13 protein-coding genes are annotated in these 17,005 nt (G+C 55.2%); 12 read left to right on the forward strand and 1 reads right to left on the reverse strand.

All coding sequences use genetic code 11. The annotated features are described in order from the left end of the window. Nucleotides 1–211: 211 nt before the first annotated feature. The 4 genes from JCR24_RS07105 to JCR24_RS07120 all read left to right on the forward strand — a co-directional run bounded on the left by JCR24_RS07105 (nt 212) and on the right by JCR24_RS07120 (nt 6,706). Entirely contained in the window at nt 212–760 is a 549-nt protein-coding gene (locus JCR24_RS07105; RefSeq protein ID WP_011230804.1) for an outer spore coat protein CotE, read from the forward strand. 96 nt (nt 761–856) lie between these two features. Then, nucleotides 857–3,565, forward strand: a complete 2,709-nt coding sequence (gene mutS, locus JCR24_RS07110) for a DNA mismatch repair protein MutS (protein WP_238980374.1) — start codon at nt 857–859, stop codon at nt 3,563–3,565. A gap of 14 nt (nt 3,566–3,579) precedes the next feature. Then, a complete protein-coding gene (mutL, locus tag JCR24_RS07115; RefSeq protein ID WP_238980375.1) occupies nt 3,580–5,472 on the forward strand; it encodes a DNA mismatch repair endonuclease MutL in 1,893 nt (630 codons plus the stop codon). Between the two features lie 208 nt (nt 5,473–5,680). Then, nucleotides 5,681–6,706 carry a C40 family peptidase gene (locus tag JCR24_RS07120; RefSeq protein ID WP_238980376.1) on the forward strand — a complete coding sequence of 342 codons (1,026 nt, stop codon included), beginning with the start codon at nt 5,681–5,683 and terminating at the stop codon, nt 6,704–6,706. A gap of 11 nt (nt 6,707–6,717) precedes the next feature. Here the strand turns inward: JCR24_RS07120 and JCR24_RS07125 are convergent, their stop codons facing one another. Next, the gene (locus JCR24_RS07125; protein WP_236612591.1) at nt 6,718–6,924 is read right to left on the reverse strand and encodes a hypothetical protein; all 207 of its coding nucleotides are present in this window, start codon (nt 6,922–6,924) and stop codon (nt 6,718–6,720) included. 57 nt (nt 6,925–6,981) lie between these two features. Here JCR24_RS07125 and JCR24_RS07130 point away from each other — a divergent pair, with 57 nt between their 5' ends. From JCR24_RS07130 to JCR24_RS07165, 8 genes are all read left to right on the forward strand, one after another. Then, the gene (locus JCR24_RS07130) at nt 6,982–8,331 is read left to right on the forward strand and encodes an MDR family MFS transporter (protein ID WP_015374454.1); all 1,350 of its coding nucleotides are present in this window, start codon (nt 6,982–6,984) and stop codon (nt 8,329–8,331) included. Between the two features lie 213 nt (nt 8,332–8,544). After that, nucleotides 8,545–10,242 carry a methyl-accepting chemotaxis protein gene (locus JCR24_RS07135; RefSeq protein WP_025039094.1) on the forward strand — a complete coding sequence of 566 codons (1,698 nt, stop codon included), beginning with the start codon at nt 8,545–8,547 and terminating at the stop codon, nt 10,240–10,242. 193 nt (nt 10,243–10,435) lie between these two features. Further along, nucleotides 10,436–11,383 carry a tRNA (adenosine(37)-N6)-dimethylallyltransferase MiaA gene (gene miaA / locus JCR24_RS07140; RefSeq protein WP_011230811.1) on the forward strand — a complete coding sequence of 316 codons (948 nt, stop codon included), beginning with the start codon at nt 10,436–10,438 and terminating at the stop codon, nt 11,381–11,383. Nucleotides 11,384–11,417: 34 nt separating this feature from the next. Then, complete coding sequence (hfq, locus tag JCR24_RS07145) at nt 11,418–11,645, forward strand: RNA chaperone Hfq (RefSeq protein WP_011230812.1); 228 nt, start codon at nt 11,418–11,420, stop codon at nt 11,643–11,645. 335 nt (nt 11,646–11,980) lie between these two features. Next, the gene (spoVK, locus tag JCR24_RS07150; RefSeq protein WP_011230813.1) at nt 11,981–12,913 is read left to right on the forward strand and encodes a stage V sporulation protein K; all 933 of its coding nucleotides are present in this window, start codon (nt 11,981–11,983) and stop codon (nt 12,911–12,913) included. Between the two features lie 258 nt (nt 12,914–13,171). Beyond that, the gene (locus JCR24_RS07155) at nt 13,172–14,746 is read left to right on the forward strand and encodes a fatty acid--CoA ligase (protein WP_021322296.1); all 1,575 of its coding nucleotides are present in this window, start codon (nt 13,172–13,174) and stop codon (nt 14,744–14,746) included. Between the two features lie 25 nt (nt 14,747–14,771). Beyond that, nucleotides 14,772–15,917, forward strand: coding sequence for an acyl-CoA dehydrogenase family protein (locus JCR24_RS07160; RefSeq protein WP_011230815.1), 1,146 nt, complete (start codon nt 14,772–14,774; stop codon nt 15,915–15,917). Between the two features lie 14 nt (nt 15,918–15,931). Next, nucleotides 15,932–17,005, forward strand: coding sequence for a CaiB/BaiF CoA transferase family protein (locus tag JCR24_RS07165; RefSeq protein WP_011230816.1), 1,074 nt, complete (start codon nt 15,932–15,934; stop codon nt 17,003–17,005).

Here is a 17,005-nt window from a genome sequence, read left to right on the forward strand (position 1 = left end):
CAAAAGCGTCCTTCGGGGCGCTTTTTTTCTTATGGGCGCGCTCTCCCTTCCCCCAAACCGCGGGCGGCTGCCTGGCGGCAAAAAAGAAGGCACATCGAACGGAGCAGGCGCATACAATGAACTATACGGAATAATGATTCATTTGCTGTGCACATTAGCGGAGATGGCGCATAGGATGAAATGAAGATTCATTTGAGGAGGGTTCCGTTCGATGTCTGAATACAGAGAAATTATTACGAAAGCCGTTGTCGGCAAAGGCCGCAAGTTTACACAATCGACCCATACGGTGACGGCGCCGAACCGCCCGTCAAGCATTCTTGGCTGCTGGATCATCAACCACCGTTATGAAGCGAAAAAATGCGATAAAACGGTCGAAATTCACGGCCATTATGACATCAACGTCTGGTATTCGTACAACCACAATACAAAAACCGAAGTCGTCACCGAAACGGTGTCGTATACGGACGTCGTCAAATTAAAATATCGCGACAAAGATAATTTAATCAGCGATGACACCGATGTCATCGTCCGCGTCATCCAGCAGCCGAACTGCCTCGAATGCACGATTTCGCCAAACGGCAATAAAATCGTTGTCGATGTTGAGCGGGAGTTTGTCGCCGAAGTGATCGGCGAAACGAAGGTGTGCGTTGCCATCAATCCGGAAGGATGCGGCAAGGACGACGATTTTTGCGACGAGGATGACCTTGATGAAGAATTAGAAGATTTAAGCCCAGATTTGCTGCTTGGCGAAGAAGAATAAAACTAGGAAATTTCTTTCCTAGTTTTTTCTTTTGCCGCTTGTTATAATAGTAGCGCAATCAACGAGCCTTCGGGCCGAAAAGGTTGGGGAGAAGCGATGCCATCGTACACACCGATGATCCAGCAATATTTGCACATTAAAGCGCAATATCCGGACGCGTTTTTATTTTTCCGGCTTGGCGATTTTTACGAACTGTTTTTTGACGACGCCATCAAGGCGGCGCAAGAGCTGGAAATTACATTAACAAGCCGCGACGGCGGCGATGAACGGGTGCCGATGTGCGGGGTGCCGTACCATTCGGCGCAAGGATATATTGAGCAGTTAATCGAAAAGGGATATAAAGTCGCCATTTGCGAACAAGTCGAAGACCCGAAAACGGCCAAAGGCGTCGTTCGCCGCGAAGTTGTGCAGCTCATCACCCCAGGGACGCTCATGGAAGGCAAAGGGCTCACCGAGAAGGAAAACCACTACTTGGCGGCGCTCACGCCGTTTGCTGATGGTACATACGGATTGGCTTACGCCGATTTGTCGACCGGCGAGGTCCGGTTGACGCTTCTTTCTTCGTGGGAGGAAGCGACAAACGAATTGCACGCCGTTGGAGCGCGGGAGATCATCGTTGCCACAGACAGCGGCGAAGAGTGGGTGCGCGAGCTGAAAGAGCGGTACGGGGCGGCGGTCTCTTATGAGGACGACACATCTCTATGCGACGAATGGAACGGCGTCATCGGCCATGTGGCGCAAGAAAAGCTGCGGCAGGCCGCAGCCCGCTTGCTTCATTACCTCGTCCGCACGCAAAAGCGGCGGCTCGATCATTTGCAGCCGGCTGAGTTGTATCAAGTTGACCACTATATGAAAATGGACCGACATTCCAAGCTGCATTTGGAATTGGTCGAAACGGTGCGGTCAAAAGGAAGGAAAGGCTCGTTGTTATGGCTTTTGGATGAAACGGTGACAGCGATGGGTGGGCGGCTCTTAAAACAATGGCTGGACCGGCCGCTCATTGATCGGCGCGAAATCGAACGGCGCCTCGATTTTGTGGAAACGTTGAAAACGAGCTATTTTGAACGGCAGGAGCTGCGCGACAGGCTGCGCGGCGTTTACGACATTGAGCGCCTTGTCGGCCGTGTCTCCTACGGCAACGCCAATGCCCGCGATCTCGTGCAGCTGAAAAAGTCGCTTCTTCAAGTGCCGGCGCTCCGCCAGACGGTCGGCGCACTGCCGCTCGCTGAAGCGGACAAGCTGTGCGAGCGCCTTGACCCGTGCGAAGAGCTCGTCGATTTGCTCGAACGCTCGATTCAAGAACAGCCGCCGCTTTCCGTCAAAGAAGGGAACCTCATCAAAGACGGATATGACAAGCAGCTCGACCGCTACCGCGATGCGAGCCGCAACGGCAAAGCGTGGATCGCTGAACTTGAGGCGAAGGAGCGGGAAGCGACCGGCATCAAATCGCTCAAAGTCGGCTACAACCGAGTGTTTGGCTACTATATTGAAGTGACAAAGCCCAATCTCCCCCTTGTTCCGGAAGGACGTTACGAGCGGAAGCAGACGCTCGCCAACGCCGAGCGGTTTATCACCCCGGAGTTGAAGGAAAAAGAGGCGCTCATTTTGGAGGCGGAAGAAAAAAGCATCGAACTCGAATATGAACTGTTTGTCGCCATTCGCGAGCAGGTGAAGCAATACATCCCGCGCCTGCAGACGTTGGCGAAAGCCATTGCCGAGCTTGATGTGCTTCAATCATTCGCAACGATCAGCGACGAGTATCGCTACGTGCGTCCGCAGTTTTCCACGGAGCGCGTCTTGGTGATTCAAGGCGGCCGCCACCCGGTTGTCGAAAAAGTGCTCGGCGCGCAAATGTACGTGCCGAATGACTGCTACATGAACCGCGAGCGGGAAATGCTGCTCATCACTGGACCGAACATGGCTGGAAAAAGCACGTACATGCGGCAAGTGGCGCTCACCGCCGTCATGGCGCAAATCGGCTGTTTCGTTCCCGCCGAGCGGGCGGTGCTGCCCATTTTTGACCAAGTGTTCACCCGCATCGGCGCTGCTGACGACCTGTCGGCAGGACAAAGCACGTTTATGGTCGAAATGTTGGAGGCGCGCCACGCCATCGCTCATGCGACACAAAACAGCCTCATTTTGTTTGATGAAATCGGGCGCGGCACATCGACGTACGACGGCATGGCGCTCGCCCAGGCGATCATTGAGTACATTCACGACCATATCGGCGCGAAAACACTATTTAGCACCCACTACCATGAACTCACCGCCTTGGAGCGTTCGCTCCCGCGGCTTTCGAACGTCCATGCCCGCGCCATCGAGGAAAACGGCAAAGTCGTCTTTTTGCATCAAATCGCCGACGGGCCGGCCGACAAGAGCTACGGCATTCACGTCGCCGAACTGGCCGGGCTGCCGGCTTCGCTCATTGAACGCGCGCGGGCCATTTTAGCGGAACTGGAGAAAGCGGCGGGAAAACAGGAAGCCGCCGCAGGCAGGATGGACGATGGCGCTTTGGCGGAAGCGGGTTTGGCTTTTCAGGGGAACGAAGCGTTAGACGTCGGCAGCAAGGTTGAGCGCGAGAAGGCCTCCCGTCCGTCAGCCGGCGCGGCGCGGGAGGGCGTTTTGGCGGAAGCGGCGTTTGAGCAGCTGAGCATGTTTCCTGACCTTGCCCCGGCGCCTGTGGAGCCGCCTCTTTCAAGCAAAGAGAAAAAGGCGCTCGCGGCGCTGAAAGAGATCAATTTGCTCGAGATGACGCCGCTTGAGGCGCTCAACAAACTGTATGAACTGCAAAAGCTCCTCAAGTAAAGGAGGGAGGCCCGATGGGACGCATCCGCAAGCTCGATGACCTGCTGGCAAACAAAATCGCCGCCGGCGAGGTCGTCGAGCGGCCGGCTTCGGTCGTCAAGGAGTTGGTGGAAAACGCCATTGATGCCCATAGTACGGTCATCAACATCGAGCTTGAAGAGGCGGGAATGGCGAAAATCCGCGTCATCGACAACGGCGACGGCATGGAGGAAGACGACTGCTTGCTCGCTTTTGAACGCCATGCGACAAGCAAAATTCATGACGAGCACGATTTGTTCCGCATCCGCACGCTCGGGTTCCGCGGTGAGGCGCTGCCGAGCATCGCTTCTGTATCCGAAGTGGAGCTGACGACCGGCACGGGCAGCGGACCGGGAACGAAGCTTGTGCTTCAAGGCGGCGCACTCGTCTCCCGCGAGCGGGCGGCGGGGCGCAAAGGAACGGATATTACCGTATCGAACTTGTTTTTCAACACCCCAGCGCGCTTGAAATATATGAAAACGATCCACACCGAGCTCGGCCATGCGGCCGACGTCGTCAACCGGCTAGCGCTCGCCCATCCGGACGTATCATTTCGCCTCCGCCACCAGGGCAAAACATTGCTTGCCACCAATGGCAGCGGCGATGTCCGGCACGTGCTCGCCGCTATTTACGGCGCCGAGACGGCGAGGCAAATGATCCCCATCGAAGCGGAATCGCTCGATTTTACCGTTCGCGGCTACATTTCGCCGCCGGACGTGACGCGCGCCTCGCGCAACTACATCTCGCTTGTTGTCAACGGCCGCTATGTGCGCAGCGTGCCGCTCATGAAAGCGATTGAAGCCGGCTACCATACGCTCTTGCCGATCGGCCGCTATCCGATTGTGTTTTTATCCATTGAAATGGATCCGGTGCTTGTCGATGTCAACGTCCATCCGGCAAAGCTCGAAGTCCGCTTTAGCAAGGAAGCAGAGCTGAATGAGCTCGTCACAGACGCCATCCGCCAGGCATTTCGCAAGCGGACGCTCATTCCGTCCGTATCTGCCGACAGCAAGATGGCAAAACCAAAGGCGGAGCAGGCGGCTTGGACGTTCACTCATCGCGTCCGCGAGCCGTCTGTCTTATCGAGCGACATCGGCGGCGGGGAAGATGCGACCGCCCCTCTTGCGCCGCTAACCGGTGACGCACCGGCTGAGCGGCCATCCGCGGCTGTGCAGACGGATGAATGTGGAATACTGGACGAACATGGGCCCGCTTTCGAGCGAAAGCAGGAGGAAGAGGAGGGAGAAGAGCGGTGCTCTCCCCGCTTGCCGACAGATGGGCAAGCGGAGGATAAAGCGGCGGCCGATCGCCTGCCGCCGCTTTATCCGATTGGACAATTGCATGGGACGTACATTTTGGCGGAGAACGAACATGGGCTGTATATGATCGATCAGCATGCGGCTCAAGAGCGGATCAACTATGAATATTTCCGGGAAAAACTCGGCGAAGCCACGAAGGAAGTGCAGGAGCTGCTCGTTCCGTTGATGTTTGAATATCCAGCCGACGAGTACGAGCGGATCGCCGCCTGCCGCGATGAGCTGGCGCGCTGCGGCGTGTTTCTTGAGCCGTTTGGGCCGCGGGCGTTTCTCGTTCGCTCCCATCCGACGTGGTTTCCGAAAGGGAGAGAAAGGGAAATCATCGAGGAAATGATCGAACAAGTGTTGGCGGCCAAAACGGTCGACATCAAGCAATTGCGCGAACAAGCGGCGATCTTAATGAGCTGCAAGCGCGCCATTAAAGCAAACCAACATTTGCGCCAGGATGAACTGTTCGCTTTGCTTGAGGCGCTGCGGCAGACAACGGACCCATTTACTTGTCCCCACGGCCGGCCGATCATCGTTCATTTTTCGACATATGAAATTGAAAAACTATTTAAACGGGTGATGTAGCCTGCGCCCCCTTTGCGCGACAAAGGGGGCGCTTTTTGTAATCGTTTTGTAATCTACTTTTATTCTTTCTGTTACAGACGGATTGCTTTGATTTTACTATAATGGCTCATGTGTAGGAATACGTGGTGAATTTTGTAGAGTGATAGCGAATTTTGGCTAAGCGGCTGGATAGATAAAGATCCATATCGACGTCATAGGGGGATGCAGCATGAAAAAGACGGTTGTATTGACAAGCACGTTGATCGGCTCGCTGTTGGCCGGCCACGCGGCATCGGCGGCGAGCTATACGGTGCAAAAAGGCGATACGCTTTGGAAGATTGCCCGGCAATCCGGCACGACGGTCGCAGCGTTAAAGCAAGAAAACGGTTTGTCTTCGGATTTGATTTTTCCCGGACAAGTATTGCGCGTCAATGAACCAAATAAATCAAACGAAACTTCTTCGAATACATATACGGTCGAGCCTGGTGATACGCTAAGCGGAATCGCCCGCAAGTTTAGCACGACTGTGGATGCGTTGCTCAAGCTTAATCCAAGCATTACGAACCCAGACTTCATTCGCGCCGGGCAGAAGCTGCAAGTAGCAGGGGAACAGGAACGTTCCAATACATACAATGTGCAGCCGGCAGCCGTGCCGACAAGCGGCCGGTATATCGTGCAGGCGGGGGATACGCTGCTTGAGATTGCGAACAAGTTTCAAACGACGGTCGACCGTCTATTGGCACTGAATCCGCAAATTACAAACCCGAACACCATCCGCATTGGCCAAGCCATTAAAGTGGCGGGCGGAACGACTGATGTCCGGGAGGCCAAGCAGCAAGTATCGGCCGCCAACTCGGCTGCCACTGAGTCGTCCGCATCGCTTGCCGACCGAATCATCGATATTGCGGAAAAATATTTAGGGGCGCGTTATTTGTACGGAGCAAGCCCGTCGCGCACCGATGTGTTTGACTGCTCATCGTTTACGATGCGCGTTTTTGGCGAAGCCGGCATTTCGCTGCCGCGCACATCCACCGCTCAAGCGCAAGCCGGAAGAACGGTGTCGTTTAACCAATTGCAAAAAGGCGATCTCGTCTTTTTTGACACCGATTCAAATGGGACGATCAACCATGTCGGCATTTACGCTGGCAACGGGCAAATGATCAACGCGACCGTTTCGTTGGGTGTTGCGTATTCGTCGCTGACGTCATCCTATTGGAAAACGCGGTATGTAAAAGCGGTTCGGGTCATCAACTAAATGAAAGACGATTAACGCAGCTGTTCGTGCGAAGCCTTAGGCGCTTCGGTGAACAGCTTTTTTGTTGTTCGTGCGAGTGAAAGCCGAATCCAAAAAAGATGCAGGATGATGCCGCGGAAAAACGGGTTAGCGGTTTTGAGGCTTTCTGCTTTAAGGCAACAAAAAACAGCAACAAGTACAAATAGTCCGGCTTTCTGGCGCGTATCATTTGGTGCCATGATGATTCATCATGTAAAATAAGATATTCATAGATGATCAAAAAGGAGGGCATTGGTATGAACAGCCGTCTGTCCGTGATGGTGAGCATTGTGCTGGCCATGCTCGTCGCCTCGATGGATACGACGATCATGAACACGACGATGCCGATCATCGCCAAAGAACTTGGGGGATTCTCCCTTTATGCATGGGCGTTTGCGTCATACATGATTACGACAACCGTCCTGTCACCGATTGCCGGCCGTCTGTCCGACCTGTTTGGCCGCAAAAACGTATTCAGCTTTGGCATCATTGTATTTTTGATTGGCTCGCTTCTTTGCGGTTTGTCGCAAAATATGGTGCAACTCGTCCTGTTCCGCGCCGTACAAGGGGTCGGCGCCGGGTTTATGATGCCGTTTCCGGCCATTATCGCCGGCGATTTGTTTCCGGTGGAAAGGCGCGGAAAGATCCAGGCGTTTTTTACCGCCATGTGGGGGATTTCCGCCGTCTTGGCGCCGCTTTTAGGCTCGCTGTTTGTCGAATACGCGACATGGCGCTGGATTTTTTATGTCAACATTCCCATTTGCCTGCTCTCGCTTGTGACGTTGTTTCCATATAAAGAAGTATATGAACCGAAGCGGGCGGCGGTTGACTATATGGGGGCGGTGTTATTTGCCGCCGCAGTCAGCCTGCTTTTGCTCGTCACTGTTGCGAAGCGCGGACAATGGTGGTACGGGGCGGCCGGTGCGCTCTTGCTCATGGTGTTTTACTTTTTCGAAAAACGGCAGCCGTCTCCGCTCGTGCCGCTTTCACTTGTTCATCACCGCACGCTCAAATGGATGAACATTAACGGCTTTGTCAGCTGCGTCGCGCTGTTTGGCACGTCAAGCTACATTCCGCTCTTTTTGCAAAATGTTGCTCATTTATCGGTATTTATCAGCGGCGTCGCTTTGCTCGGCTCGTCCGTTGGTTGGATGATCGCCGCCGTGCCGGCCGGGAAATGGATTTTGCGCTATGGCTACCGTCCGCTTCTCATCATCGGCAATGTGCTGCTGGTTGCGTCCGGCTTGCTTCTGGCGCTGCTGAACGAAAGTCACGGGTTTTGGTATGTGTTTTTCGTCATGTTTGTCCAAGGGCTGTCGTTTGGGTTGACCTCGACCGTCGGCGTCATCGGCTCGCAGCAGCTTGCGGACGTCCATGAAAAAGGAATTGCGACGTCCTTTTTTATGTTTTGCCGCAATATCGGCACGGCGATCGGCGTGACCGTCATGGGAGCGTTTTTGACGAAGGCGCCGACGTTTATGACCGGCATCCATCATTTGTTTTTATTCGGCCTCATTGGCAGCATCGCCGCGCTTGTCACCTCGCTTTTCATTCATGATGAAGCCGAAACCGGCCGAAACACGTGGCAGCCGGAAGGAACGGCGTAAGGCGGGGAAGCGGCATGGGGGCGGCCGGTTTGCTCTCCTTGCGAGTTTACGGTGAAAGAGGAGGCTCATTGAGAAAATCCAGTTGATTTTCTCAATGAAGCAGGCCTTTTCATCAAAGATGGCGAAAGAGCCAAAAAAATACTAAACATTGGCTGTTATCATCCGATAATGTAGATGGAACAACATACTGATTCACAGACGGAGGACTTGCCAATGAACATGAAAATGACCGTGCGCAAAAAACTGCTGGCTGGCTTCGGCCTCGTCTACGTGTTGATCGCGCTGCTAGTCGGGTTTTCTTATTACGAAATTTCGACTCTTGACCGTACATACACCGATGTGATCGACAAACGGGTGACGAAGCTTGTCAATGCCAAAGAGCTTGAAGTATTGATCCGCCGCGAGGTCGGCAGCATGCGCGGCTATTTGTTGACCGGCGATGAGACGTCAAGGAAAAACTTTGAAAAAGCGCATGGGGAGTACAAGAAAATAAGCGAAAAGCTTGCGGCGGAGCTGACGCGGGAAGAAACGAAACAGCTGCTTGCCGAGCTCGATTTGCTTGAACAGCAGTTTTACGAACTTGGGCAAAAAACGTTCGACTTAAAAGCGCAAAACAAACCGGAGCAGTACATCGCCCTTGTGACCACAACAGGGCGCGACTTAACAACCCAATTTGATGAAAAGGTGAATCAATTGGTCGCTCTCCAGCAGCGGGAAATGAAGGAAGCTAATGATGATGCGAGCGCATCGGCGGCTGCGGTCCAGCGGCTGATCATCATCGTCGGCTTGTTGACGGCGGCGGCTGGAGCGACCGTCAGCTATTACATCAGCCGCTCGCTTTCCCGCCCGCTATTGGCGCTGTCGGAAGCGGCGAAGCGGATCGCCGCCGGCGATTTGACGGACGGGCGGCTCTCGGTTCGCAACCGCGATGAAATTGGCGCACTCGCCGCTTCGTTTGAGCAAATGGCGAAAAACTTGCGCGAAGTGCTCCAAGAAGTGGCGCAAAACGCCGAGCAAGTCGCCGCTTCGTCGGAGGAGCTGGCAGCGAGCGCCGAACAGACGAGCAAGGCGACCGAGCAAATCGCCATGACGATTCAGGGCGTTGCTTCCGGCATGGACAAGCAAATGCAAAGCGTGGAAGAAACGTCCGCCGCCGTCGATTCGATGTCTGAGAGAATCGAGCAAATTTCCGGACGGGCGCAAAGCGTGTCCGCCATCGCTGCTGAGGCGTCAAGACAAGCGGCTGAGGGAGGGCAAACGATCGAGGCGGGCGTTGCGCAAATGAACAAAGTCAATGATACGGTCGAGCGGCTGGCTGACCTCATTAAAGGGCTTGGCCACCGTTCCGAGCAAATCGGCTCGATCATCGAAGCAATCCGCAGCATCGCGGCGCAGACGAACTTGCTCGCCTTAAACGCCGCCATTGAGGCGGCGCGCGCCGGCGAGCACGGGCGCGGCTTTGCCGTCGTTGCTGACGAAGTGCGGAAGCTCGCCGAGCAATCGGCCCAATCGGCCCAGCAAATCGCGGAATTGATCGCTGCCATTCAAGAAGAAACGGTCCATGCCGTCCAATCGATGGAGTCGGTCGTCAACGAAGTGACGGCCGGAACGAACGTCATTCGCGCCTCGGGAGAAATGTTCGCCCGCATTCGCGCCGCCGTGGACGAAGTTGCGGCGCAAATCCGCGACGTATCCACCGCGGTCAGCGACATGGTCTCTTCTTCGGAGCAAATGGTGCGCTCCGTCCGGCTTGTCGCCGACGTGGCCGAGTCGACATCGGCCGGTGCGCAGGAGGTGTCGGCGGCGACCGAGGAACAGCTGGCCTCGATGGAGGAAATTTCAGCTTCGGCCGCGTCGCTCTCGAAAATGGCGGACGATTTGCAGGCGATTGTCAACAAGTTTTCATTATGATGAGCGCCTTTTATGGCGTTCATTTTTTTCCATATGGTTATGGCGAAAGGGAAGAAAGGCGATTTTTCGCGCTGCCATGTATAAAACGATTTGTGGATGGCGAAAACGTATGAAAGAAATGGTTCCATGCACAGCTGTTTTTATGTATAATGATGGTTGACACAAGTCCCACAACAGAAAGCAGTGACGCGCTATGGCTGAAAAAGTCGCCGTCATCGTCGGGCCGACGGCGGTCGGCAAAACGAAGCTCGGCATCGCGTTGGCGAAAAAGCTGGGCGGAGAGGTCATCAGCGGCGATTCGATGCAAATTTATAAAGGGATGGACATTGGCACGGCGAAAGTGAAGCCCGATGAGATGGAAGGAATCCCGCATCATTTGCTGGACATCAAAGAGCCGTGCGAACCGTTTTCCGTCGTCGAATTTCAGCGGCTTTGCCGTGCGCTCATCACCGAGATTTCGGCGCGCGGCCGGCTGCCGATCATCGTCGGCGGCACCGGGCTGTACATTCAGGCAGCCCTTTACGATTACCAATTTTCCGCCGCCCCTTCCGACGAAGCGTACCGCCGGGCGCTCAAACAGCTGGCGGCCGAGCAAGGAGCCGAAGCGCTTCACCGGCGGCTTGAGGCGGTTGATCCAATAAGTGCGGCCCGCATTCATCCGCACAACATCCGCCGCGTCATCCGCGCCTTAGAAGTGTATCATTGCACCGGAAAGCCGTTCAGCGAGTGGCAGCAAGGGCAGTCAAAGCGGCTTTTGTATGAGGCGGCCATCGTTGGCTTGACGGCGGAGCGGGAGGCGCTTTACCGCCGCATCAACGAGCGGGTCGATGAGATGATCGCCGCAGGGTTGATCGAAGAGGCGAGGGCGCTTTATGACCGCGGCCTGCGCGACTGCCAGGCGGTGCAAGCCATCGGCTACAAGGAGCTGTACGACTATTTTGACGGCCGCGTTTCCCTTGATGAAGCGATTGAGCAGCTGAAACAAAATTCGCGCCGCTATGCGAAACGGCAGCTCACTTGGTTTCGCAACCAAATGCCGGTGAAATGGTTTGACATGACCGACGCTGGGCAGTTCGCCGCCAAGGTGGAGGAAATTTCTCGCTATGTAGCAGGAAAGCTTCAACTTGAAGCGAATATATAATTATATCCTTAGAGAGAAAAGAGGAGGACGTTTGATGAAAAATACGATCAATATTCAAGACCAGTTTTTAAACCAGCTGCGCAAAGAGGGCATTCAAGTGACCGTCTTCTTATTGAACGGCTTCCAACTGCGCGGATACATTAAAGGGTTTGACAACTTCACCGTACTTTTGGAAGTGCAAGGAAAACAACAGCTCATTTACAAGCACGCCATTTCGACGTTTGCGCCGGAGCGGAACATCCATTTTGAAACCGAACAGTAAGACCGACGGTACATACGCCGCCGAAAAAAGGCGCCTTCCTTCGCGGAGGGCGCCTTTTGCCATTTCCCGTTTTCCTTCCGCGCCCGCTATTTGATCGACAAGCTCCTGCGTCACCCGAAGGGAAGTGAGGGACGAGGTGAATTCAGATGCGTAAACCGCCGCTTTTGTGAATAAACATATACAAACTTTTTCCGCTATAGCCGACCCGCTGTTCGTTTGGGCGATTGTCACGGATCGGCGGTGGCGTACGTATACTAGTAACGAAAAGGCAAGGCGTCAAAAGCCAAGTCGGAACGGGTGCGGATGGCAGAAAACGGGAAGCGAGGTGACGCCCCTTGTCAGAATTGACGATGAACAAGGCGAAAGGGCAAATCAACATCGTGTTGAACTCCAAAACGGTAAACCATTTAGTGAAAGAAGAGAGAAACGACTGGCTCGATGGCGAAGAGCATCAGGCGCTCCGCAATATTCAAAAGGAGCTTGATCAGCTGATCGGCCTTGATCATGTCAAAAAAATCATCAAGGAAATTTACGCCTGGCTGTACATCAACCGGCTGCGCAAGGAGAACGGCTTAAAGGCCAACCGCCAGGCGCTCCATATGATTTTCAAAGGCAATCCCGGCACCGGCAAAACGACGGTGGCGCGCTTGCTCGGCAAGCTGTTTTTTGAGATGAACGTGCTGTCCAAAGGGCATTTCATCGAGGCGGAGCGGGCCGATTTGGTCGGAGAGTACATCGGGCATACGGCGAGCAAAACGCGCGATTTGATCAAAAAAGCGCGCGGCGGAATTTTGTTCATCGATGAAGCGTATTCGCTCGCCCGCGGGGGCGAAAAAGATTTCGGCAAAGAAGCGATTGACACGCTTGTCAAAGGGATGGAAGACTATTGCGACGACTTGGTTGTGATTTTGGCCGGCTATCCGAAAGAAATGGACTACTTTTTGTCGCTAAATCCCGGCTTGCCGTCGCGCTTTCCTCTCACGATCGAGTTTCCCGATTATACGGTCGAGGAGCTTGTGCAAATCGCCAAGCAAATGCTGCGCGAACGCGAGTATGAAATGACGCCGGAAGCGGAGCGGAAACTGTACATTCATCTCGAAGGGACGCTGGAAGCGACCGGCCGCCTCAAGTTCAGCAACGGCCGCTATGTGCGCAACTTAATCGAAAAAGCGATCCGCAAGCAGGCGGTCCGCCTTCTTCATGAAGGGCGCTACGACAAAAAAGAGCTGATGACGATCCGTGACCGCGATTTAGTGATTCATGCTTGAACGCTCTCCCACCTACGCTCACGCGTGGAAGTGGGGGTCTTCTCGGCGCGAGATGAAAAAAAGCAAAGGAGGCTCCTCTTTCTTTTTCTTGTCGAAAGAAAGAGGTCTTCCTTTCTTTTTTGTGCCGCAAAAAAGAGGAATGCGATCAAAAAGAGCGAATACATAAACAGCGGGGGCATCATACACCTATTTATCTGAATGATCTGTCTAGTGGATCTGCACGCCCTGCGTCCATTCGGAGAAAAGGGGGAAAGGCGCTTGTACATGACGATTGGGGAGATGTTTTCCCAGACAGTGCGAAAGTTTCCAAACCGGGAGGCGGTCGTCGACGCGGCGACCGGACGCCGCTATACGTACGCCGAATGGGAGAGGGAAGTGAACCGGTGGGCGAACGCGTTTTTGGAAGCGGGCGTCCGCAAAGGAGATCGCGTTTCGACGGTGCTGTACAATACGCTTGAGCTCGCGACCGCTTTGTTTGCCTGCGCCAAAATCGGCGCGGTGTTCAATCCGATCAACTTTCGGCTGAGGGCGGAAGAAATCGCCTATATTTTGACGGACGCCGAGCCGAAAATCGTGCTGTTTGAACGGGCGGTGGAACCGGAACTTGCCGCGATTCACAGCCGTTTCCCGCACGTGTCATTTTGGTCGATCGACCGCGATCCGCCGCCGTTTGCCAAAAACGCTCACGAGCAGGCCGCGCGGGCCCTAGGGGAAGCGCCGCGTGTTCATGTGGATGAGAGCGATCTTTATGCCATTATGTATACAAGCGGCACAACTGGGCGTCCAAAAGGAGTGATGCACCGTCACCGCGACATGATCGAGCAAAGCGTCATTTGCCATGGCGTCATGCGCATCCGCGAGACGGATCGCGGGCTGGCGGCAGCGCCGCTGTTCCATTGCGCCGAGCTGCATTGCTGCTTGCTGCCGCGCGTGCATGCCGGAGCGGCGAGCGTCATTTTGCACCATTTTGACGCCAAGCTCGTGCTTGAAACGATCGAACGGGAGCGGATTACGATCATGTTTGGAGCCCCGACGATGTGGAACATGATCTTGCAGGAGAATGTAAGCGGTTACGATTTATCTTCGCTTCGCCTCGGCCTATACGGCGCCGCTCCGATGGCTCCAGCGCTTGTCAGGCAATGCCAAGAGCAGCTCGGCATCGAGCTGATTCAAGCGTACGGCATGACGGAAATGGGGCCGGCGGTGACGTTTTTGTTGGAAGACGAGCAGCTGAAAAAAGCCGGTTCCGCTGGACGCGCCTGCCTGAACCATGAGATCCGCGTCGTCCGTGCGCGTGAAGACGGGCCGTCCGACCCAGACGATGTGCTGCCGCCATATGAAGTCGGTGAAATTGTGATGCGCGGGCCGTGCATGATGGCTGGCTACTACAAGCGCGAGGAAGCGACGGAAAAAGCGTTGTACAAAGGTTGGTATCATTCCGGCGACCTCGGCTACCTTGATGAAGACGGCTACTTGTATGTCGCCGACCGGGTCGATGACATGGTGATCAGCGGCGGGGAAAACGTCTATCCGCGCGAAGTCGAGGACGTGTTGTACGAGCATCCGAAAGTGCTCGATGTCGCTGTGCTCGGTGAGCCGGATGAGTTGTGGGGCGAAAAAGTCGTCGCCTTCGTGGTCAAAAAAGATGACCTCCTGACCGCCGATGAGCTCGAGCAGTTTTGCAAAACGAGCGACCGCCTCGCTCCGTACAAACGTCCGCGCGCCTACTATTTCATCGATGCCCTGCCGCGCAACGCGAGCGGGAAAATCCAAAAGTTTTTGCTGCGCGAACAGCTGAAAAAACAGGCGACGGGCGGAACAGAGAAAAAGTGACCGAACAGAAGAGAGGGATGAACGGGTGACGGCTCGCTATTTGCGTGAGGAGCACCATATGTTCCGCGCGGCGTTTCGCAAGTTTTTGGAAAAAGAAGCGTACCCGCATTATAACGATTGGGAGAAGCGCGGCATCATTCCGCGTTCGTTTTGGGCGAAGATGGGCGAGAACGGCTTTCTTTGCCCGTGGGTCGATGAGAAGTATGGGGGTCTAAACGCCGATTTTGCCTACTCAGTCGTCATCAATGAAGAACTGGAAAAAGTCGGATCGAGCCTCGTCGGCATCGGCCTGCACAACGACATCGTCACGCCGTATATCGCATCGTACGGAACCGAGGAGCAAAAACAAAAATGGCTGCCAAAATGCGTCACCGGCGAGCTCATCACGGCGATCGCCATGACCGAGCCGGGGGCGGGTTCGGATTTGGCCAACATTTCGACAACGGCAGTAAAAGACGGTGACTACTACATCGTCAACGGACAAAAAACGTTTATCACGAACGGCATTCATGCCGACTTGATCGTCGTCGCCTGCAAAACCGACCCGCAGGCAAAGCCGCCGCACCGCGGCATCAGCCTGCTCGTCGTGGAGCGGGATACGCCGGGGTTTACGCGCGGTCGGAAGCTCGAGAAAGTCGGGCTGCACGCCCAAGATACCGCCGAACTGTTTTTCCAAGATGCGAAAGTGCCGGCATATAATTTGCTCGGCGAGGAAGGAAAAGGTTTTTACTATTTGATGGAAAAGCTCCAGCAGGAGCGGCTCGTTGTCGCCATTGCCGCACAAACGGCGGCGGAAGTGATGTTTTCCTTGACGAAGCAATATGTCAAACAGCGCACGGCGTTCGGCAAACGAGTGAGCGAGTTTCAGACCGTCCAGTTCCGCCTTGCCGAGATGGCGACGGAAATCGCCCTTGGCCGCACGTTTGTCGACCGCGTCATTGAAGAGCATATGGCGGGAAAACAGATCGTCACGGAAGTGTCGATGGCGAAATGGTGGATTACCGAGATGGCAAAACGTGTCGCGGCCGAGGCGATGCAGCTGCACGGCGGTTATGGTTATATGGAAGAATATGAGATCGCCCGGCGCTATCGCGACATTCCCGTAAGCGCCATTTACGCTGGGACGAACGAGATGATGAAAACAATCATCGCCCGGCAGCTAGATTTGTAGAGAGAGGGAAAGATATGCTTCGTGGCATTGTAGTCGTTGATTTTTCCCATTACTTGCCGGGCCCATTTGCCAGCTGGCGGCTCGCCCAGCTCGGAGCAGAAGTCATCAAAATTGAGCCCCCATCCGGCGATCGGCTGCGCCCGTTCGCCGAGGGCCGGTTGTTTGCCGCCTATAACGCCGGCAAAAAAAGCATCGGGTTGGATTTAAAAACGGACGCGGGTCGCGAGCAAGCCCGGCGGCTCGCCGCCCGCGCCGATGTAGTGATCGAAAGCTTCCGCCCCGGGGTGATGGCGCGGCTTGGGCTCGGTTATGACGATATGTGCCGCATGAACGAACAAATCATCTATTGCTCGATCAGCGGCTTCGGTCAACAGAGCAGCCGCTCATTGCTTGGCAGCCATGATTTAAACTATATGGCGCTCTCCGGCTTGCTTGCGCAGCTGGCCGATGAACGCGGCCGCCCGGTTCATCCGAAGATCACGCTTGCCGATTTTATCGGCGGCATGGCGGCGGCCGAGCGCATTTTGGCTGCCCTCTTTGCACGCGAGCGAACCGGCAAAGGCGCCCATCTTGATGTTTCGCTTGTCGATGGCTTGGCAGCGATGATGGCTGGCCATTTTGCCATTGAACACGGCGGTGGGCCGAAGACCGGTCTTTCCGAGTTGTCTGGGGAGGTGGTGTGCTACCAGCTGTATGAGACAAAAGACGGCCGTTATATGAGTTTAGCGGCGCTCGAGCCGCACTTTTGGCAGCGGTTTTGCGAGGCGGTCGGCCATCCGGAATGGACGGAGGCGCAATGGGCGCCGGCGCGATCGGGGGAAGCCGTATATGACGAGCTCGCCGCCTTGTTCCGTGAAAAGACATTGGATGAGTGGAGCGCGTTCGCCGAAGCGGTCGACGTCTGCCTTGCCCCGGTGCTGGAGACGGGTGAGGCGAAGGCGCTGTTTGCTGACAGCCGGCTCCGCCATCTCGTTCGGCTGCAGCCGGGCGGCGCATGGACGGCCGCACATGGGCCGGACGGCCAATGGGGCGGCGGGGAGCCGCCTAAAGTCAATGAACATGCGCATTTGGTAAAGGGGGAGGAATGA

Source organism: Geobacillus sp. YHL, from assembly GCF_022341265.1.
GTDB classification, from domain to species: domain Bacteria; phylum Bacillota; class Bacilli; order Bacillales; family Anoxybacillaceae; genus Geobacillus; species Geobacillus thermoleovorans.

What these genes read in the sequence shown, in the direction of transcription:
- JCR24_RS07105 (WP_011230804.1), top strand. Translation starts at nt 212, where the DNA reads ATGTCTGAATACAGAGAAATTATTACGAAAGCCGTTGTCGGCAAAGGC.
- mutS (WP_238980374.1), top strand. Translation starts at nt 857, where the DNA reads ATGCCATCGTACACACCGATGATCCAGCAATATTTGCACATTAAAGCG.
- mutL (WP_238980375.1), top strand. Translation starts at nt 3,580, where the DNA reads ATGGGACGCATCCGCAAGCTCGATGACCTGCTGGCAAACAAAATCGCC.
- JCR24_RS07120 (WP_238980376.1), top strand. Translation starts at nt 5,681, where the DNA reads ATGAAAAAGACGGTTGTATTGACAAGCACGTTGATCGGCTCGCTGTTG.
- JCR24_RS07125 (WP_236612591.1), bottom strand. Translation starts at nt 6,924, where the DNA reads ATGGCACCAAATGATACGCGCCAGAAAGCCGGACTATTTGTACTTGTT.
- JCR24_RS07130 (WP_015374454.1), top strand. Translation starts at nt 6,982, where the DNA reads ATGAACAGCCGTCTGTCCGTGATGGTGAGCATTGTGCTGGCCATGCTC.
- JCR24_RS07135 (WP_025039094.1), top strand. Translation starts at nt 8,545, where the DNA reads ATGAACATGAAAATGACCGTGCGCAAAAAACTGCTGGCTGGCTTCGGC.
- miaA (WP_011230811.1), top strand. Translation starts at nt 10,436, where the DNA reads ATGGCTGAAAAAGTCGCCGTCATCGTCGGGCCGACGGCGGTCGGCAAA.
- hfq (WP_011230812.1), top strand. Translation starts at nt 11,418, where the DNA reads ATGAAAAATACGATCAATATTCAAGACCAGTTTTTAAACCAGCTGCGC.
- JCR24_RS07165 (WP_011230816.1), top strand. Translation starts at nt 15,932, where the DNA reads ATGCTTCGTGGCATTGTAGTCGTTGATTTTTCCCATTACTTGCCGGGC.